Raw genomic sequence first — 17,590 nt, 5'->3', positions numbered from 1 at the left:
CTTATTGGATCTTAGTTCCACAATCGGGGCAGAATTTGGTCCCTTCGGGCAACTCGGCTCCGCAGCTCGGGCACCTTGGCGAGATCAACCGGTTCCCGCATTCCAGGCAGAACTTGGCACCGACCGGGTTAAGATGCCCACACGCCAAACACGCAACACCCTGCTCGAGCTTTTGTCCGCATTCCAGGCAGAACTTAGCACCCATCGGATTAACGTTTCCGCAACTGGGACACACGGGACCGTTTTGCATACCTGCGGACGCGGAAGCCGTTCCAACCATGGGAGCAACAGCGCCCATGGCCTGGTTGGCCAAGTTGGAGAAGCCAGCTCCAAATGCACCGCCCATGCCAACGCCCATGCCGAGTCCCATGCCGGCTCCCATGAGGCCCGATGCGGCACTCCCCTCATTGCCCGCAGCACTCTCCATTACGTCCATGCCGCGCTCCTGCTGATAGTTGTAGCCTTCGCGCGCACGCTTCCTGGCAAGTGCCTCGGACTCGATGTCCATCTGGGCAGCGTTACCCTGCGCCTCGAGAATGCTCCGCTTACGCTGGATCTTCATCTCGTTGATGGCAGCAAGATCCTCTTCGAAGGGCTTGATGCTGTTGAACGAGAAGTTATCGAGCGTGAGACCAAACTCATCGAAATAGTTAACGAGCTTGCTCTGCATCTGAGACGAGAAGTCGCTCAGATGCGTCGCAATTTTAAGAACGGAAACCTCCTGGTCAACAATCGCCTTGGCAAGCAGGTCAGGAACATACTCAAGGATTTTTGCCCGCATAAAGGAAGTAAGTTCTTCTCGCGTATAGCGATCTCGCGTGCCCACGACCTTAACGAGGAACTTCCTCACCTGAATGGGAACCAGGCTCGAGTCATTCTGCTCGATATGCGCGCCAAACAAACCGAAGGCGCGAACATGAACGTTGACGTCTTCCTCAGGGTCTTGGACAATGATGGGCTCGGTCGTGCCCCAGCGCAGCTCGTTCATGTAGTTAGTATTGATAAAGTACACAACGGAATGAAACGCCGAGCTACCGCCGGTAAGCGAATGGGCGGCATTGCGGAACGGGGCGAATCGGCTGTCTCCCGTGTCGAGCTTGATCTTGCACGGACCGACAAACACGCTTACCTGAGAATCGCCGGCACCCGTAGCGTCAGTAGAACTGCCCGCCCCCATATTGTTGGTAAAAACGGCAATCTGCGATTGCGCAACCTGAAGATAGGACCCGTTGGGAAAATCCTCGTAGGGATAGCGGAATGAGACAAGCGAGGCATCTTCGTCGTTGCCAGGCTCCCATTTGATATTGTCGACAGAAAAGGCACCGAGAATTCCGCTGTGCTTTTCTTCCTTTTCGTTATCGCTATGGAACAGTGACATGCTGATTCCTTTCGTTAATCCCAAACCACGCGTTCCGCGTGTCTAATAAATTGTGAACTGCCGAGTCGACAGGCGCATCGAAAGCCTGTGCGCCTCAATCTGTCCCCAACTTAGCTTGGCTAATTATAGCCCTCAAGTCATCTCATTTAGCCACCCCCGATGAGCGGCAATAATGTCGCACCTTTGGTCAACTGACGAAGAACCGGGAGGGTTCGAACCCCAGATGCCCTTTTGGGGCATATCCGCTGAGCGGGCGAGCGCGTTCGGCCTCTCGGTCAGCTCTTCGTAACGTCCGTTTTAGCCGCAACTAAACTCGTCGGATGGAACAAGGGGAAAGGTATAAGAGCTGCGCGCGCTGTAATGCCAAAACGGCTCGGCTAAAGCTACCAGCTCTCGTGATAGGCCATAATCGACCGACATGGGTACCCTTCGGAGCCGCATTCCGCAGACGCTACGACCTTTCCGTCTTTATAAAACTCGACGTACCAAACGTACGTTGCCGCCCCCTCCCAATAGTTTGGCTTATCAGCGACCTTGAACGTAATAGAGGCGTCATCTGGCACAATCAACTCGCGCTTGGCGTTTGCAATGAACGCATCCATGTCGGCGATCACGCCATCGCCGCGCGCAGCGGCCTCCCCATCGTCGCTGCTATCGGATGCCGCTTCAGATGGTGCTTGAGATGCGCCAGATCGATCGTCCGCAGTGCCAGAGCCGTCCTTCAAAGAGCCCTCCGAAGGCTCCACCCCTTTGAATGCCTTCCACATATCGCTGCTTGCGGACGGCATTTCAATGTCGGCCTCCGGATACTTCCCGGCGAGCTCGTCAAGAATTCTGCACGCTTCCTCACGCCCCTGGACCATCGCCTCCTGCGGTTTGCCACCATCCTCAACGGTCCTCACCAAGTAGGCGCCATTCTGCCTATCGAATTCCTTATTTTGAATTTGCACCGCGTCTACGACCTCAGGACCCTTTGCAGTAAGCGAAATATAGAAATCTGCCTGGTTACAATCCTGACTACAAGTAAATTTAACGATGCCGTCCTTACAGACAGTAATGACTTGGCTCTCACCCTGAGCAATAAAACCGTCGTACTGATTCGTCATATTGCTGGAGCCTTCTACCATCTCTGACGAAGGCATAACCGAAACGGCCTCTCCATCAACAAAGCAGTAGGCACCCACAATCGCCGAAATATCGTTCTGCGCATCGACAAACCCAACAAGCAGCTCGTCAATTCCGTCGCCATTCAAATCATCGAAAGCATAGTAGTAGCTTAAAAAGCCGGGGGCAGTCTGGTTGTTATAAACGAATATCTGCCCCAGTCCAGAATCACCACCGCGTCCCTGGGCCCAGTCGTCGTAGCTGGCAGCACCAGCCCCCTTCTGCTCGCAATAGCTCGCAAAGTCCTCGTAACGCGCAACCACGCCCTCGTAAGCCCTGCGTGCTTTCTTGTTTGTTGCCGCGACCTTCTTTTTAGACGACTTCTCCTCGACTGCAGCCGGCTGCTCCTGCTGCTGCGCTTGAGGCAGCACAAAGGCTTCGTAAGCTTTGACCAGGGCGTAAGCGACACCAGCGGTAAAGATGATTGCTGCAAGAATGGTGACAAACGTAGGCACAGCAAAACGGCCGATCTGCCGACGCTGCATCATAAAGGCCGCAAAGGACATATGATCAGAGGGCGCCGGAGAAGGGCCCTCTGCGCGAGATACAGCAGGATCGCTTGTCGCTTTTCTATCAGCAGACGCCTTTGGTGTACCTGAAGGAAGCGGCTGCTGAGCATTCGCCGGCGCATCATCCACATCCAACGGTTTTCCGCATGCAGAACAGAATCGCGCCCCGTCTTTGATCTTTGCCCCGCAGCTTGCACAGTACATAAATCCCCCTAGAACTTCAGCATATCGAAACGATAGCCCACAGCCTGCAAACAGAAAAGGCCCAGGAGCAATTTGCTCGACTGTAAACCTTTTCTTTCACCTTTCAAATTCGCCTGACCCCACGCGGAAGGCATGCGACGGGCTACTTGCTAGGCGCGAGCCATGTGCAGCTTGATTGCCTTGAAGATGATGTTGGCAACCGAGGCAATAGGCCAGAGCGCCACGATCGTCATCGGAACCGATTCGGGAATAACAGGAACCGCCCCGTGAATCACGCTGCCCAACCAGTAAAAAAGCATCAGAACCACGACAGGAAGGCCCACGAGAACCACAAGCTCGATTAGCATAATCGTGATACCGATAATGCCGCTACCATAGACAAAGGGAAGCCTTACACCGCTGCGGTACAGCGAGATAATCACCTTCCAGGGACCAATCAGAAGCAGCGCCAGCGGAATCATATTGTTAAGTCCCAGCGAGCCACCTCCCAGCACGTAATTGAAAAAGAGCACATAGAGCAATGAAATCACCGCTGCTCGCCCAAGCGACCCGATGGACTCGTGAAGCGAATCCTGCAGGCAAGCAGCGGCCTCTGCATCCTCCGCCGCTTGAAACTGAGCCTCGACAGACTGGCTCTCAATCGGCTGGGCCTCGACGTAAATCGCATCCCCCACCGCGCTGGCCGCAGCCGCGACCGTAGGCGTTCCGCACACGCCGCAGAACTTGGCGCCGTCGTTAATCTCTGCTCCACACTGTTTGCAATGCATAATCGGGTCCTTTCTCGTTACCCCTTTTCTTGACGATCACAAGATACGATTTGTCGTTTATCCGATATAGAGATTTTGACCGGGTAATTTTCCTAAACGTGCTACGCTATTAAACCTGCAGCTAGAGACAGGGGTAACAATGTTTGAGTTCTCCCAAACACGCACCGTTGAAGGTTCGATTCCGTTTAAGAAAGTCAACCTCATAGAGAACGAACCCAATAGGCCCGTTGGCGAGGCCCAGCTTGTCTTTGAACTCTACATGCCCACCGAGCTGGCCGGCAACAAGAGCAACGAAGGGCCCGCACACAGCGAGCGCCATGCCGATCTGATCAGGCTGGCATCATGCATCGAACCCACCGCCGTTAAAGAGCAGCCCTTCCGCGCAAGCCTCTTTAACGTACTTGATTACGCCGAACAGACCGGGCCGCTTTTTGGCAAGCACGCAATAGAATCCGTACGCGATTGGGCCAATGCCGCGATGGCAGCACTTATTGCCATGCGCATCCAGGAATACCTCAACGGGAGCTGCACCATCGCAAAGGTCTCCGCATTGGAAAGAATCGAGAAATCAGTGGTGACCTGCGCGGCAAACGGGTCATCCTTCAAGATCTACACCACTATCCTGAGGGCGGGCGGTGATTATACCGACTCATTCAAAAGCCTGCCCATCGTGCGCAAAATCGAATCCGATGCGGGATATTTCTACGCCTTTATGTTTATGATCGACGAGGAAGAATCCCTCGTTGCACTCAACGTGCTCTCTTTTGAACACGAGCTCACCGCCAATGACTTCAGTGTTTTGCAGGCGATGTTCTACATGGACGAAGACTCCAGCTTGGAGATTTCAGCGCGGCTCAAGGTCAGCAATAGCGAGGAGAGCTTCTATGTAATCGACCCTCAAGCAGATATCCAGGAGCGCCGCGAAGAACTTGAAAATGATGACCGCGATGCACTCACCGCTTTGGTGCAGGCGCTCGTGATCTCGCATCTCTCGGGCGCGCACGTGGATGTGTTCCAGGGTAACGAGTCCACAGGGTTCCTCTCCTTTGACAGCTATCTCTCGTGGCTCTGGTTTGATTTTTCACGCAAGCTGAGCACCGTCAAAATTGGTTATTGCGAGCAGTGCGGACGCGCCTATTCACTTGCCGGGCATCGTGGCGTCAAACGGCACTACTGCAGCGATCGATGCAAGACCGATGCCAAAAATGAGCGCACGCGCAAGGAGACGGCAAAGATACGCGAGCTGTTTGGAACGGGCACCAGCGTACGCGACATCGCCAACGAGATAGAACGTCCCGCGGCCTACGTGCGCTCGCAGCTCAATAAATGGACCAAGCTCAAGCACGATCTGGATGAAGACATTGAGTCAAACGGCTTTGATAGCTCCGCGCTACTCAAACGCTGCACCGCTGAGAAGCTCGACCTCAACAACCTCCTCAACGCCAAGCGCAAAAAGCAAATTCAGGACTATGCCAAGCTCAAGCGCCTCGTTAAGTAGAAACGCTGTCATTTCCTCGCCATCCGATTGACGGGTGGAAAGTTGCTCATATACGTGTTAGTAATATATATGTTAGTAATACGTATATGAGCGAGGCACATCATGTTTGTTGGACGTCGGGAAGAGCTTGAATCCCTGGAAACCGCCTATCAAAAGAGTTCCTTTCAGTTTGCTGTAGTCTATGGAAAGCGTCGCGTAGGTAAAACCAGCCTGCTTCACGCCTTTACACAGGGCAAACCCCATGTGATCTTCTTTACTGGGCAGCAAACCGTTGCAAGCGAAAATCTCGCGCTGCTCAGCCGCGAGATACTTGGCGATAGCGCCGCAGGAGCAGCGTTCCCCTCTATCCAGGTTGCACTCGAATCCGTCTTCGAACACGCCAAGACAGAGCGAATCGTTCTGATTATTGATGAGTATCCCTACCTCGCCGAGAGCGATCCGGGCATCTCTTCGTGCCTGCAAACGCTTATCGATCGACATAAAGACACGAGCAAGCTGTTCCTCGTACTCTGCGGGTCGTCCATGAGCTTTATGGAACACCAGGTACTAGGACACCAAAGCCCTCTTTATGGACGCCGCACCATGCAGCTGCGCATTGACCCCTTCACCATCTTCGACGCGGCGCTCATGCTTCCCGATGCACCCATCGAAAGGGTCATCGAGCTGTATTCCGTTGTTGGCGGGATGCCGCTCTATCTATCACAGCTCGATGGCACGCGTTCCACTCAATGGAACCTTGAGCATGCGCTGTTGCGTCAAGATGCGTTTTTGTATGCCGAACCCCAGAACTATCTGCTGCAAGAGGTCCGCAGCCCGGCTATCTACAATGCCGTCATAACCGCCATTGCCAACGGCTATGTACGCTCCAAAGAGATTGCCGATGTTACCCACCTCGCAACGCCACAGGTCGCGCGGCTGCTCGACGCATTGATCGAGCTGCGAATCGTTGAGCGCGTCACGCCCGTTGTAAAGGCAACAAAACGCCAGGTAGTCTATCGGATCTGCGATAACCTGTTTAGGTTTTGGTATCGTTTTGTTCCACAGTACGCAGGAACAATTGAGGAGGGGCTCGGAGCCGCTGTGGCCGCGCGTATCGCCAAGCATGATTTGTCCACCTTTGTAGGTCCTGCATTTGAAGAGGTATGCCGCCAGTGGTTGATGCGGCAGGTTGTTGAGAGCGAGCTGGATGTGCTGCCCAAGGCAATCGGCTCTTGGTGGGGCACGAACCCGAACACGCGCCGGCAAGAAGAGATTGACGTTGTGTTAGAGGGCGCCGATGGGGAGCTCATCGTTGGTGAGTGCAAATGGAGAAACGAGCCCGCTGACGTCGATGTGCTTGAGACGCTCATGCGTCGCGGAACATTGTTGGGCAGGCCGATCCAACGATATTACCTGTTTAGCAAGGGTGGATTTACGGAGGCATGTCGAGAGCAAGCCGCCCAAGTGAACGACACAAGGCTTATTGACCTTGAGCAGCTGCTCTAAGAAAAGGGGCCTGGACGCAATTTCCAGGCCCCTTTTTCAACTTTTATTCAATCCCCAACTTTTTTAGTGTGCTATTGGTGCGGTCGGACATTTGGCGGCAACCAACAACGGGCACATCTGAAAATGACCCCTGACTTGAGCTTGAGAAGTCAACAAAATAATACGTGCAGTATTGATGATTGAAATCTGTGTAGGAATTTAACGCGTTGAAATCCTTCTCGGATATCTCCTTGCCGTTAGATGCGTAATAGTCTCCAAGATTACCGCCAGAAACAGAGACGGACCAAGCTTCGCGATTTAACACCAACGAAAGCGAATCATCCTTTTTGCCGAATAAAGACCAGTTATCGCCATAGGTTATCTGTTTACCTGAGAGCTTTGCTTTGAGCGCATCGCACATTTCGTACGTACGCTTGCCAAGTAAGACGTTTTGCTCATCATCCTTAACAAGAGGCAGGTACATCGATCCTCCGTTAGAGTTGTCGAGCCATTTTTGGCTATATATCCTTTTGATGCCGCCGTCTTCCGCCGACCAAACCTCTACGGTGTAGGACTTCTGAAGCTCTTCAATATTTCCGTCCCAGGCGCTTTTCATATCGTCCGCGCTCATATCGTTAACAACCGTCACGAGCTCAGAAACGCCGTCGTTGTCGAAATCAACCAAATCAGCCAAGCAAAAACCTCTAAGGGCTGACATATAGTCCTCAATCTCAACCATTTGAGGTTCACCATAACGCGCAAGATATTCCTGGCATTTTTGCTTATAGGCAGCGGATGCAGCAGCATTGTCCGCAGCGGCGTTTCCGTCCTTTTTGTCGCCCTCGTCCGCCTTTGCGTCTGCGCTGTCAGCCTTAGGCACCTCGAGCGAAACATCCTTCACGGCCTCATCGGACTTGGAATTGTCGACCACCTCGACAGGAACGCTCCACTCAACCTTGGTCTTGGAGTCCCTAACGGTGAGGGTATATTTTCCCGGTTTGATATCGGGAAACTGGCTTACCGTGAAGCCCTCGTCACCCTTAACCTCAGCATTGGTGCTGTAGCCGTTGTCGCCGTTCAGGGTCACCGAGTACTTCTTGATCTTCTCGCCCTTTGCGTCGGTCGGGGTAATCTTGGATTCTTGGGCCACCACGATGGCCTTGTCCTGGCCGTAATGGGCAACGTCGCCGGACTTGCTAAAGAACAGCAGATAGCTAAAGATGGCAATGACTGCCAGACCAACGACGATACCAACGATATAGAGCGCCTTGGGCTCCTTTTTCTGTGCGGATACATTCGCCGCAGGCGCAGGGGCTGGCGCCGCGACGGGCTTGGCGACCGGATTGCTCGGCTTTGGCCGGTCGGCGCGCACGGCTTGAATCGAAGGCGTTGCATCGGACGACACGTCGTCCTTGGGCCGGTCGTCTTCTTCGTCCGCTACGGGCTCGCTCTCCACGGGCGACTTTTCCTCCCCCGCCTCGGCACCGGCGGAAGGCTCCTTCTCCGTTTCGTCACTAGCGAAAATCTCTTCCGCAGCCTCATTGATAACGGAAGGCTCTTCTGCCACTTCGTTGCTGGCAGAGTTCAGCACCGCCTTTGCATCTTCGAGTGCATAGCCACACTCGGTGCAGTATCGCAAATCGCCATCAAGCTCAAATCCACAGTTGGGACAGAACATGTTAGTCCTCCTTATCGACTTTCACCGTTGTACCGTCCTTGACCTCATCAGGGGTTACTTCGGACCCCACTTGAGACTCATCATCCCAGGACGCAACCAAAATCTCGCAATTGCCGTCCGCAAAAGAACCGAGCTCATAGTCTTCGGTGTGATACACCAGTCCCTTGGATGTCACACACAAGCACGTTGAGCCCTTGATTGAATAGTCCGAAGAATTGCTCCGCATGAGCATCGAATTGTAATCAGACGGATGTTCTCTGCCCATTTCCGTAAGATACGGCCAAACTGCCGAACTCATGGAATTGGCAAGATCCTCGGTATCAATGCCAAACATGTCCTGAGGACTAACAGTATCACCCGTATGCAAATCAAAAATAACACCAGTCACAACCGTGCCGCCATGCGGACCCCATCCCGTCGAATAGCGCTCGTCACGGATACAGAAAAAGTTCTCATCCATGTACGTAACCGTCACGTTTCTCGATATGCAGGGTAATTCGCCGTCGGGGTACAACTCAGCATCTGATTGCTCATTATCTGATGCTCGATTCGTTCGCTCCGCATCAATTTGAAGGGGCTCGAGAATCGCCTTGTTAATTTTGTCTGCAACGTCGTCTTTGGTGGAGCTCTTAAGTTGCGGATAGGACCATTCCATGTCCCTCCGCTCGCCCTGTTCGAGCATAGGGTCGACCGGAGCAGACGCCGTCAATGACTTTGCCTCCAACGTATAGACAACTTCTTCGACCGCTCTCTCGTCCTTCTTGGGCCTTTCGGTCGCTTGCTCCTGTTGCACGGATTGCTGCTGGAGATTGGGCTCGATGACGTTCTTGTAGAGCATGAAAGCAGCGTAAGCGATGCCTGCAGCGGCGATAAATGCGGCGATCATGATAGCAAACTGCGGCACTAGGCGGTTGCCGACCTGACAGCGTTGCATAAAGAAGTTGTACATCTGGGAGTGACCGCTATTCGCGGTCTTCGAGACCGGCTCGGGGCTCGGTTCTGCTGTGGACTCGGCATTCGCGGATCCTATCGCAGAGTCCGTTTCGGTATCTGTGGGTTCCATTATGACTTCAGCGGACGATGATTCTCGCTCCGACGGCTCGGCCTTGGGCCCCTCCTCGGCCGCAGTCTTGCCCGAGAGCCCGCCCAAGGGCAGACCGCATTCGGTACAGAACCGCGCATCATCACCAATCTTGCTGCCACATTTGGGGCAAAACATGAACCTTCTTCTCCTATTCCTTTTACTCTCGCTGAGTCGTGAGTTACCCACGTGCCGTTTGTTTCGTAGTTTAACTATTTCTTAAACAAATCGATGGGTCACTTGAACAGACACATACCCGCTCAAGCGACTCTATACCGGCTAGTTATCCTTGCTCATGACATGGGTGTCAGTGCAAGAAAATCGTTGAACAGGGTTGCTACCTCGAAGTTCGAACCGATACTGAACTTGAAGCCATCTTTATTTACCGAGATGGAGAAATCGCCGCTGATATCCATATCATGCGCGCAGCCAACCACCCCCCCATTTTTCGGTCCCACCTGTCACGTTATCAGGAGCCCGAAATCGAAGAGATGGAAAAGCCGCTTGGGGCACATGTGGTTCCATATGCCCCAAGCGGCTATTTCGATTGCTTATGTCACAAAGAAACCTAGGTGACCTGTTTACACGCGCTAGCGCGCCGGGTCGATAGCCACCTTGCCGCTCTCCAGCACGTGGACGCGGCCATCGGCGAGCATCTGCACGACCTCGGGATACAGCACGTGCTCGATCGCGTGGATGTGCTCCTCGAGCGTGTCGACGTCCCAGCCCTCCTCAACAGCCAGCGCACGCTGGGCGATGATGGGGCCGTTGTCGTAGATCTCGTTGGCAAAGTGCACGGTCACGCCGGTCACCTTGACGCCGCGGGCAAACGCATCGTCAATCGCATGCGCACCGGTAAAGCTCGGCAGCAGCGCCGGATGCAAATTGACCACGCGATTGGGAAACGCCGCCAGCAGAGGCGTGTGCACCATACGCATGTAGCCGGCCATGACCACATACTCGCAACCGCGTTCGAGCAGCTCATGCGCGATGATCTCGTCGGCGGCAATAGGGTCGGCATAGACGTCCTTGGAAAGCGTCAGCGTCTGGATGCCCGCGCGCTCAGCGCGCTGCAAACCCTTAGCCGAAGGACGGCTCGACACCACAAGCTCAATCGAAGCGTTGAGCTTGCCGGCGGCGATCAGATCGATCAGCGCCTGCAGGTTGGTACCCGAACCGCTGATGAGCACACCGATCTTGAGCGGCTCGGCCGTATCGGTGCCGGTCGGACGGGCGTAGGGCACGAAATCCAGGCCCTCGCCAGCACCCATCTGCTCGTTAGCGCTCATCGGAGTACACGACCTTACCGGAACCCTCGACGCACTCGCCCACGCGGAACGGCTTCTCGCCCAGCGCGACCATAGCCTCGGTCACCGCGGCCTCGTCCTCGGGGGCAACGATCAGGCACAGACCAACGCCCATGTTGAAGGTCTTGCATGCCTCGTTGGGCGCAAGCTCGGCCTGGCGCGACACGTAGGTGATGACGGGCGGAACGTCCCAACCCATCTCGGCACCGTTGCGGGTGACCACAGCGTCGACGTCGTCGGCGAGCGCGCGGTTGAGGTTCTCGGTAATACCGCCGCCGGTGATGTGGGCGATGGCGTGCACGTTGGCGCCACCGCGCAGCAGCTCCAGAATCGGCTTAACGTAAATGCGCGTGGGGGCCAGCAGAGCGTCGGCCAGCGATGCACCGCCGAGCTCCTCGAGCGGACGGCTCAGCTCCTCGGCCTTAGCGGCGGCCTCGGGCGTACCCGGCTTGATGCCGTCGACACCGATGACCTTACGCACGAGCGAGTAGCCGTTGGAGTGCACCCCGGTGGAAGGCAGACCCAGGATCACATCGCCCGGGCGGACGTTTGCGGGGTCGAGCATCTTGGGACGGTCGACGACGCCCACGGTAAAGCCGGCGAGGTCGTAATCGGCCGGAGCCATGACGCCCGGGTGCTCGGCCATCTCGCCGCCCACGAGCGCGCAGCCCGCGAGCTTGCAGCCGTCGGCAACGCCCTTGATGATCTTTGCCATGTGCTCGGCCTCAATGTGGCCAATGGCAACGTAGTCCAAGAAGAACAGCGGCTCGGCGCCCGAAGCCAAAATGTCGTTGACGCACATGGCGACCAGGTCCTGGCCCACCGTCTCATGACGGTCCATGATCTGGGCGAGCACGAGCTTGGTGCCCACGCCGTCGGTACCGCTGATCAGGATCGGGTCTTCCATATCCTTAAGCGCGGCGGCCGAGAACAGGCCGCCAAAGCCACCGATGCCGCCGATGACCTCGGGGCGGTTGGTGTCCTTGACCATCTGCTTAATAGCGTCGACGGCGCGGCCGCCCTCGGCGGTATCGACGCCGGCGTCCTCGTACGTCACATGCTTGCTGTCGCTCATCTGAGCCTTCCTCTCCCACTACCGTCTGACGAGCAGGCGCCAAACGGTGCTCATAGTTGCGTCATTTCGGCGCACGCCATAACAGCACGCGCCGTCATATCAACAAAACAGCAGGTAAAACCTACCAAAATAAACCTGTCCCTACATGGCAGGTTTTAGGCCTCGCCGTGCTCCTCTTCCCAGCTGCGGTCGACATATTTCTCGACCACGGCGTCGTCGTCAAAGTGCAGCGGCTTGTCCAGGTTGCGGGGCTTAAAGCCCTCCATGAACTTATCGCGGCCAAAGCTCTCGGGAATCGCCACGGGATAGCGGCCGGTAAAGCACGCGTCGCAGTAGCCGCCCTTGGGCATGACCTTCAGCAGGCCCTCGACCGAAAGGAAGGCCAGCGAATCGGCGCCAATGTACTCGCAGATCTCATCGACCGTCTTGTTGGCGCTGATGAGCTGCGACTGCACGTCGGTATCGATGCCATAGAAGCACGGCCAGATGACCTCGGGCGAGTTGATGCGAATATGAATCTCCTTGGCACCGGCGTTGCGCAGCATCTTGACGAGCTGCACCATGGTGGTGCCGCGCACAATGGAGTCGTCGATGACGACCAGGCGCTTGCCCTCGATGTTGTCGCGCAGCGGGTTGAGTTTCATACGCACGCCCATGGCACGCAGCTCCTGCGTAGGCTCGATGAACGTACGGCCCACGTAGCGGTTCTTGATAAGGCCCTCGCCAAAGGGAATGCCACTCTCGTGCGAATAGCCCTCCGCGGGCGGCAGGCCGGAGTCGGGCACGCCGATGACCAGGTCGGCCTCGACGGGCTCCTCATGTGCCAGCTGACGACCCATGTCATAACGGCAGGCGTAGACGCTCTTGCCGTTCATGATGGAATCGGGGCGAGCGAAGTAGACCTGTTCAAAGATGCAGTTAGCAGGCTCTTCGGCAGCAGGCACACCCTGCTCGGACACCAGCCCCTCAGCGCTGATGCGCAAAATCTCACCGGGACGGACGTCGCGGACGTACTCGGCGCCCACAATGTCGAGCGCACAAGTCTCGGAGGCGACGACCCAGCCGCCGGCACGGGTGACATGGGTGGTGGCGCCAACCGTCGCGGCGCCGTCCTGCGACGGCAGCTGCGAAACGGATGCGGCGTCGGCTTGGTCCAGTCCCTCATCCACCAGCTTGCCCAACACGAGCGGGCGAATGCCGTGCGGATCGCGGAAGGCGTAGAGTGCCTGCTCATTGATGAGCGTCATGGCGTAGCCGCCGCGCACGAGCTCCATGGTCTTGCGAATGCCCTCGCGCAGATGGCCCGTACGCTGGGTAAAGTAGCCGATGAGCTTGGTCGCGACCTCGGAATCCGAGTTGGAGAGGAACGGCACGCCCAGCTCGATCAGCTGGCGGCGCAGCTCGTCGGTGTTGACGAGGGTGCCGTTGTGCGCGAGCGCAATAATGACGCTATTGATGGTAGAGAGGTGCGGCTGAGAGGCTTCCCAGCTCTTGGCGCCGGCGGTGCCGTAGCGCACATGACCCACGGCCAGCTGACCGGAGAGCGTCGACAAGTCGGCGTTGGAGAACACGCGGTCGAGCAGGCCCAGATCCTTGCGGACCATAACCGTACCGCCGTCACCCACGGCGATTCCAGCCGATTCCTGGCCACGGTGCTGCAGCGCACGCAGGCCAAAGTACGTCAGTCGAGCCACGTCGCGATCGGGCGCCCATACGCCGAAAATGCCACATTCCTCATGCAGCTGGTCGGAGTCCGGATCATACGTCGACATGGTGTTCACCTGTCCCGCGGCACGCTCGGCCGCGCGGATGGTTTCTTGAGACATGGTATCCCCTCAGAGCCTCGTATTTTTGGCGTTACCTGCCCTATTATACGCACGGCAAGACAAGCACTCCCGCGCATGAACAGCGCTTTTTAAAAGCCCACCGAGCTAATAATCAGTTTTGTTGCCAAACATTTTATCGGTCTGTCCAGTGCAAGCGCCCGCGCCCCCGGATGGCCGCCGCGTCCGCCGTTGGGAATTACAAAGTTGCAATTGGGACGTTCGTCCTGTCTTTTGGCAGGTCGGCGGCGTATCCTTATAACCTACAACAAAGCGAGAAAGGTTCTGTATGGATCGAAACGAACTCGACCCCAGCGTCCCCAGCGCCACGGAGGTCAAGAAGATCCCGCTCATCATTAAGGTGTACGCCGTCCTGTGCATCCTGTCCGGCGTGGGAACGCTCCCGTCAGTCGGCGCCTTTATGTGGCAGGTCATCACCGCGCTCATCAACGGCAACGCCGCCGCCAAGCTCGGCGACAACACACTCGTCGCGGTCGGCCTTATCGTCGCCGGCATCATGCTCTCTGCGGCAAGTGCCGTCATCCTAATCATCTTTGGCCTGGACCTTATCAAGAACCAGCGCCGCAATGCCGCCCGCCTGTCCTACATCCTTATTGCATTCACCGTCGTCGAGCTTTTGGTCGATGTGATGCTCCAGGGCATCGGGCCCTTCTTGCTTCGTCCCGCTATTCAGCTCGGTATCCTCATCGCGCTTTCGGCCACCGTCGACCCCACGCTGCGCCAGGAGCGCGAACTGCAGCGCCGCCTGCAGGAGATGCTCGACCGCGACGCCGCGGCGGAGGGCATGCTCGGCCGCGATGAAACCGGCGAGGGCTATATCAAGCTCAACTACTTCAACCTGTTCTGGGTATTCTTCGTCTGCTGCGTGCTCGGCCTGATCGCCGAGGACATCTGGCACATGACGGTCGACGACCCGGGCGTCTACCAGAACCGCGCCGGCATGCTGTTTGGTCCCTTCAGCCCCATCTATGGCTTTGGCGCCGTACTCATGACCATGGTGCTCAACCGCTTCTATAAAAAGAACCCCATCATCATTTTCCTGGTAAGCGCTGTGCTCGGCGCAAGCTTCGAGGTGTTCGTGGGCTGGTTTATGCAGACCTCATTTGGCGTGGTCTCATGGAGCTACTCGCACATGAAGCTGTTTGGCATGCCCGACCCACTCGCCGTCCTTACGGGCGGACGCACCTGCACGGGCTTTGCCTGCCTGTGGGGCCTGGGCGGCCTTATCTGGATCAAGCTACTGCTGCCGAGGCTGCTCAAGCTCATCAACATGATTCCGTGGAAGAGTCGCTACTCGGCTACCGTCATTTTTACCGTCATTATGCTGGTCGACGGCGTCATGACGCTGCAGTCGCTCGACTACTGGTACCAGCGCGTCAACGGCACGGAGCCGGATATTCCCGTCGCGCAGTTCTACGGCAAGTATTTCGATAACGACTACATGGAGAACCGCTTCCAGAGCATGACCATGAGTCCCAAGGATGCGACGCGCGTGTAGCGCCAAGCAATGCCGAGATTTTCCAACGCACAGAAAAGCCCGCTGGCAGACTGATTTGAACTGCCAGCGGGCTTTTTGTTGGCGAGTGCTGCTGCCGGCATTACGCCTCGCGCTCGACCTCGCTCACACACTCATTTTTGATGGTACCGACGAGCGCCTGCAGCGCATCGACCACATGCGGGCGAATGTCCCCGCCAATGAGCACGAGCATGATGTCGTCGCCCACGGTAAGCTCGCCGCTCGCCAGCCACACGCGCACATAGCCGATACCCGGCATCGCGCGCGTTGCCTCGATAGCGGCCTGCACCCTTTCGGCATCGAAGCCAAACACCATGCCGCCCACCTTATGTCCAGGCGCCACACCATCTGTCTCGACCCCACGCACCTCGGACTTAGGCGTCGCACGCACCACGCCGTTGTGTGTCAGGTACATACCGCACGCAGGAGCCGACGAATCGGCCTTGGCCTCGCGCAGCCAAACATCAACCGAAGGCATCGATTTGCCACTTTCAAGCATCATTTCTCCTTTTTACCGTCGTCGAGTAGCTTATTTGGGACGGGACTTTTTAGCTACTCTCGAACAACTTATTCCTCGACCGGCGTGAGCACCATGACGGCGCGCGTATTGCTAAATGACAGCGAGCGGCAGGTCACAAGCGTTACGACCTTGGTTGCCGAAGCGGCACGATCGGTGGCATCGCTCGCCACCGCCGAAGCGCCGTCGAGCATCTCGGACAGGTAATTCTTCAGTCCGTCATCGCCCTCAAAATTGGGCGTGCGCGCCTTGGCATACGTGTCCTCGACCACCTTGGTCGCCAGCGGGCGCAACTTATACGTCGCATCGCGCGTGATGTAGTACACATATTCAATGCTATCGAACGTTGCCTGGTCAGTCGTATCCGAAATCACGTTGAACATCGACCCATCGTTCATATGGTGGCCGTAGATCGTGGTCTGCTGGTCGACCATTCCCGGCGCGGTGTCATCGCTATCCAAGAAGATGGCACCCGAGGCGTTAGACGTGCCATCGAACAGCGTGTTGAGGTATTTGGAGTTGTTGTTGGTCTGCACCACGGGATAGTTGATGTTGGTTCCCGGCACGTAAATCCAACCCACAATCTCGGGGTTCGTCTGAGCAAGCGCATCAAAGTCGATAATCGGCACGCCGCTGGCGTCCTTATCGCTTACATATTGCTTCTCGATTTTCTGATACGAATCGCTCGCCTGCTTATAGCCAATCTGGGCATTAATAAAAATAGCGGCGGCGGCGACAATCAGACCGATACCGATGATGATGAGCAGAATGGGAATAATGGAGTGGCGCTTTTTGCGCGGCGGCTCGGTGTAGCCGGACGGCGCGTCATTCGGCTGCCCCGTCGTCCGGGACTGCTTCTTTGCCGTGCCATATGACGAAGGGCGATACGCAGCCGGCGTATCCTGACGGCGATGGGACATCGGCGCTACGGGGCGCGGCGCGCGAGCCTGTTGAGGAAAGGATACCCGACCCTGCTGCATGGAGCGGGCCGATCCCGACTTGGATGGATCGGGGATCTGAGAAGCCGAAAAACGTTTTCCCTGATAGTCGGACATGACTCTCCCTGTGATTACAACGGAACGGCGAGCCTCCTAGGCGTCGGCCATCTCCTGCTTCATCTTCTCGATAACCTTGCGGTACTCGGGGTCGCAAGCACCCAGAATCTGCGTGGCATAGATGGCGGCGTTCTTGGCACCGTTGATGGCAACGCAGGCCACAGGCACGCCCGAAGGCATCTGCACCATCGACAGCAGCGAATCCATACCGCCCAAGTCACTCGTCTTCATAGGCACGCCGATAACCGGCAGCGGCGTAAAGGCAGCCACGACACCACCCAGGTGAGCGGCCTTACCGGCGGCGGCGATAATCACTTTAATGCCGCGATCGGCAGCAGTCGAAGCCCACTCGTGGACTTTCGCCGGCGTGCGGTGCGCGCTCGCAATGACGAGCTCATAGGGCACACCGAGCGCCTCGAGCTCGGCGGTGCAGCCTTCCATAACGCCCAGATCGGACTTGGAACCCATGATGATCCCGACGACCGGCTTTTGATCTGCCATAAACAAAGACCTCCTGTTGAGAGCGGCGACGC

General features: G+C 56.6%; 14 protein-coding genes. 3 read left to right on the top strand and 11 right to left on the bottom strand.

Annotation, left to right across the window (positions count from 1 at the left end):
- Position 1 precedes the first annotated feature (1 nt).
- The 3 genes from CHY22_RS04570 to CHY22_RS04560 form a co-directional block, all read right to left on the bottom strand.
- The gene (locus CHY22_RS04570) at positions 2-1,378 is read right to left on the bottom strand and encodes an SPFH domain-containing protein (RefSeq protein ID WP_089572622.1); all 1,377 of its coding nucleotides are present in this window, start codon (positions 1,376-1,378) and stop codon (positions 2-4) included.
- Positions 1,379-1,761: 383 nt separating this feature from the next.
- Positions 1,762-3,255, bottom strand: a complete 1,494-nt coding sequence (locus tag CHY22_RS04565) for a zinc ribbon domain-containing protein (RefSeq protein ID WP_089572621.1) — start codon at positions 3,253-3,255, stop codon at positions 1,762-1,764.
- A gap of 149 nt (positions 3,256-3,404) precedes the next feature.
- Complete coding sequence (locus tag CHY22_RS04560) at positions 3,405-4,022, bottom strand: zinc ribbon domain-containing protein (protein WP_089572620.1); 618 nt, start codon at positions 4,020-4,022, stop codon at positions 3,405-3,407.
- Positions 4,023-4,161: 139 nt separating this feature from the next.
- On the opposite strand from CHY22_RS04560, the gene CHY22_RS04555 reads away from it, so the two are divergent.
- Together CHY22_RS04555 and CHY22_RS04550 are read left to right on the top strand one after the other, a co-directional pair.
- On the top strand, positions 4,162-5,520 hold the full coding sequence (locus tag CHY22_RS04555; RefSeq protein ID WP_089572619.1) for a hypothetical protein: 1,359 nt from the start codon (positions 4,162-4,164) through the stop codon (positions 5,518-5,520).
- 102 nt (positions 5,521-5,622) lie between these two features.
- Positions 5,623-7,005: an ATP-binding protein gene (locus CHY22_RS04550; RefSeq protein ID WP_089572618.1), complete on the top strand. Its 1,383-nt coding sequence runs from the start codon at positions 5,623-5,625 to the stop codon at positions 7,003-7,005.
- Positions 7,006-7,048: 43 nt separating this feature from the next.
- Here the strand turns inward: CHY22_RS04550 and CHY22_RS04545 are convergent, their stop codons facing one another.
- From CHY22_RS04545 to CHY22_RS04525, 5 genes are all read right to left on the bottom strand, one after another.
- The gene (locus CHY22_RS04545; RefSeq protein WP_089572617.1) at positions 7,049-8,662 is read right to left on the bottom strand and encodes a zinc ribbon domain-containing protein; all 1,614 of its coding nucleotides are present in this window, start codon (positions 8,660-8,662) and stop codon (positions 7,049-7,051) included.
- A 1-nt stretch (position 8,663) separates the two neighbouring features.
- Entirely contained in the window at positions 8,664-9,881 is a 1,218-nt protein-coding gene (locus CHY22_RS04540; protein ID WP_089572616.1) for a zinc-ribbon domain-containing protein, read from the bottom strand.
- 452 nt (positions 9,882-10,333) lie between these two features.
- Complete coding sequence (gene purN, locus CHY22_RS04535) at positions 10,334-11,032, bottom strand: phosphoribosylglycinamide formyltransferase (protein ID WP_089572615.1); 699 nt, start codon at positions 11,030-11,032, stop codon at positions 10,334-10,336.
- Entirely contained in the window at positions 11,022-12,125 is a 1,104-nt protein-coding gene (gene purM, locus CHY22_RS04530; protein ID WP_089572614.1) for a phosphoribosylformylglycinamidine cyclo-ligase, read from the bottom strand. Before purM ends, purN begins: the two co-directional genes overlap by 11 nt.
- 155 nt (positions 12,126-12,280) lie before the next feature.
- Positions 12,281-13,951, bottom strand: a complete 1,671-nt coding sequence (locus CHY22_RS04525) for an amidophosphoribosyltransferase (RefSeq protein WP_089572613.1) — start codon at positions 13,949-13,951, stop codon at positions 12,281-12,283.
- 286 nt (positions 13,952-14,237) lie between these two features.
- Here CHY22_RS04525 and CHY22_RS04520 point away from each other — a divergent pair, with 286 nt between their 5' ends.
- Positions 14,238-15,467, top strand: a complete 1,230-nt coding sequence (locus CHY22_RS04520) for a putative ABC transporter permease (RefSeq protein WP_089572612.1) — start codon at positions 14,238-14,240, stop codon at positions 15,465-15,467.
- Positions 15,468-15,567: 100 nt separating this feature from the next.
- On the opposite strand, the gene CHY22_RS04515 is transcribed toward CHY22_RS04520, so the two are convergent.
- The 3 genes from CHY22_RS04515 to purE all read right to left on the bottom strand — a co-directional run bounded on the left by CHY22_RS04515 (position 15,568) and on the right by purE (position 17,558).
- The gene (locus CHY22_RS04515; protein ID WP_089572611.1) at positions 15,568-15,984 is read right to left on the bottom strand and encodes a molybdenum cofactor biosynthesis protein MoaE; all 417 of its coding nucleotides are present in this window, start codon (positions 15,982-15,984) and stop codon (positions 15,568-15,570) included.
- 68 nt (positions 15,985-16,052) lie between these two features.
- Positions 16,053-17,057 (bottom strand): class B sortase, encoded by a 1,005-nt coding sequence (locus CHY22_RS04510; protein WP_089572610.1) that lies wholly within the window; start codon positions 17,055-17,057, stop codon positions 16,053-16,055.
- A gap of 36 nt (positions 17,058-17,093) precedes the next feature.
- A complete protein-coding gene (gene purE / locus CHY22_RS04505; RefSeq protein ID WP_006235810.1) occupies positions 17,094-17,558 on the bottom strand; it encodes a 5-(carboxyamino)imidazole ribonucleotide mutase in 465 nt (154 codons plus the stop codon).
- Positions 17,559-17,590 lie beyond the last annotated feature (32 nt).

It is taken from the genome of Collinsella sp. TF06-26, from assembly GCF_002232035.1.
Lineage (GTDB): Bacteria > Actinomycetota > Coriobacteriia > Coriobacteriales > Coriobacteriaceae > Collinsella.
The sequence above is the reverse complement of the archived record's forward strand: the minus strand, read 5'-3'. Positions and strand labels throughout refer to the sequence as shown.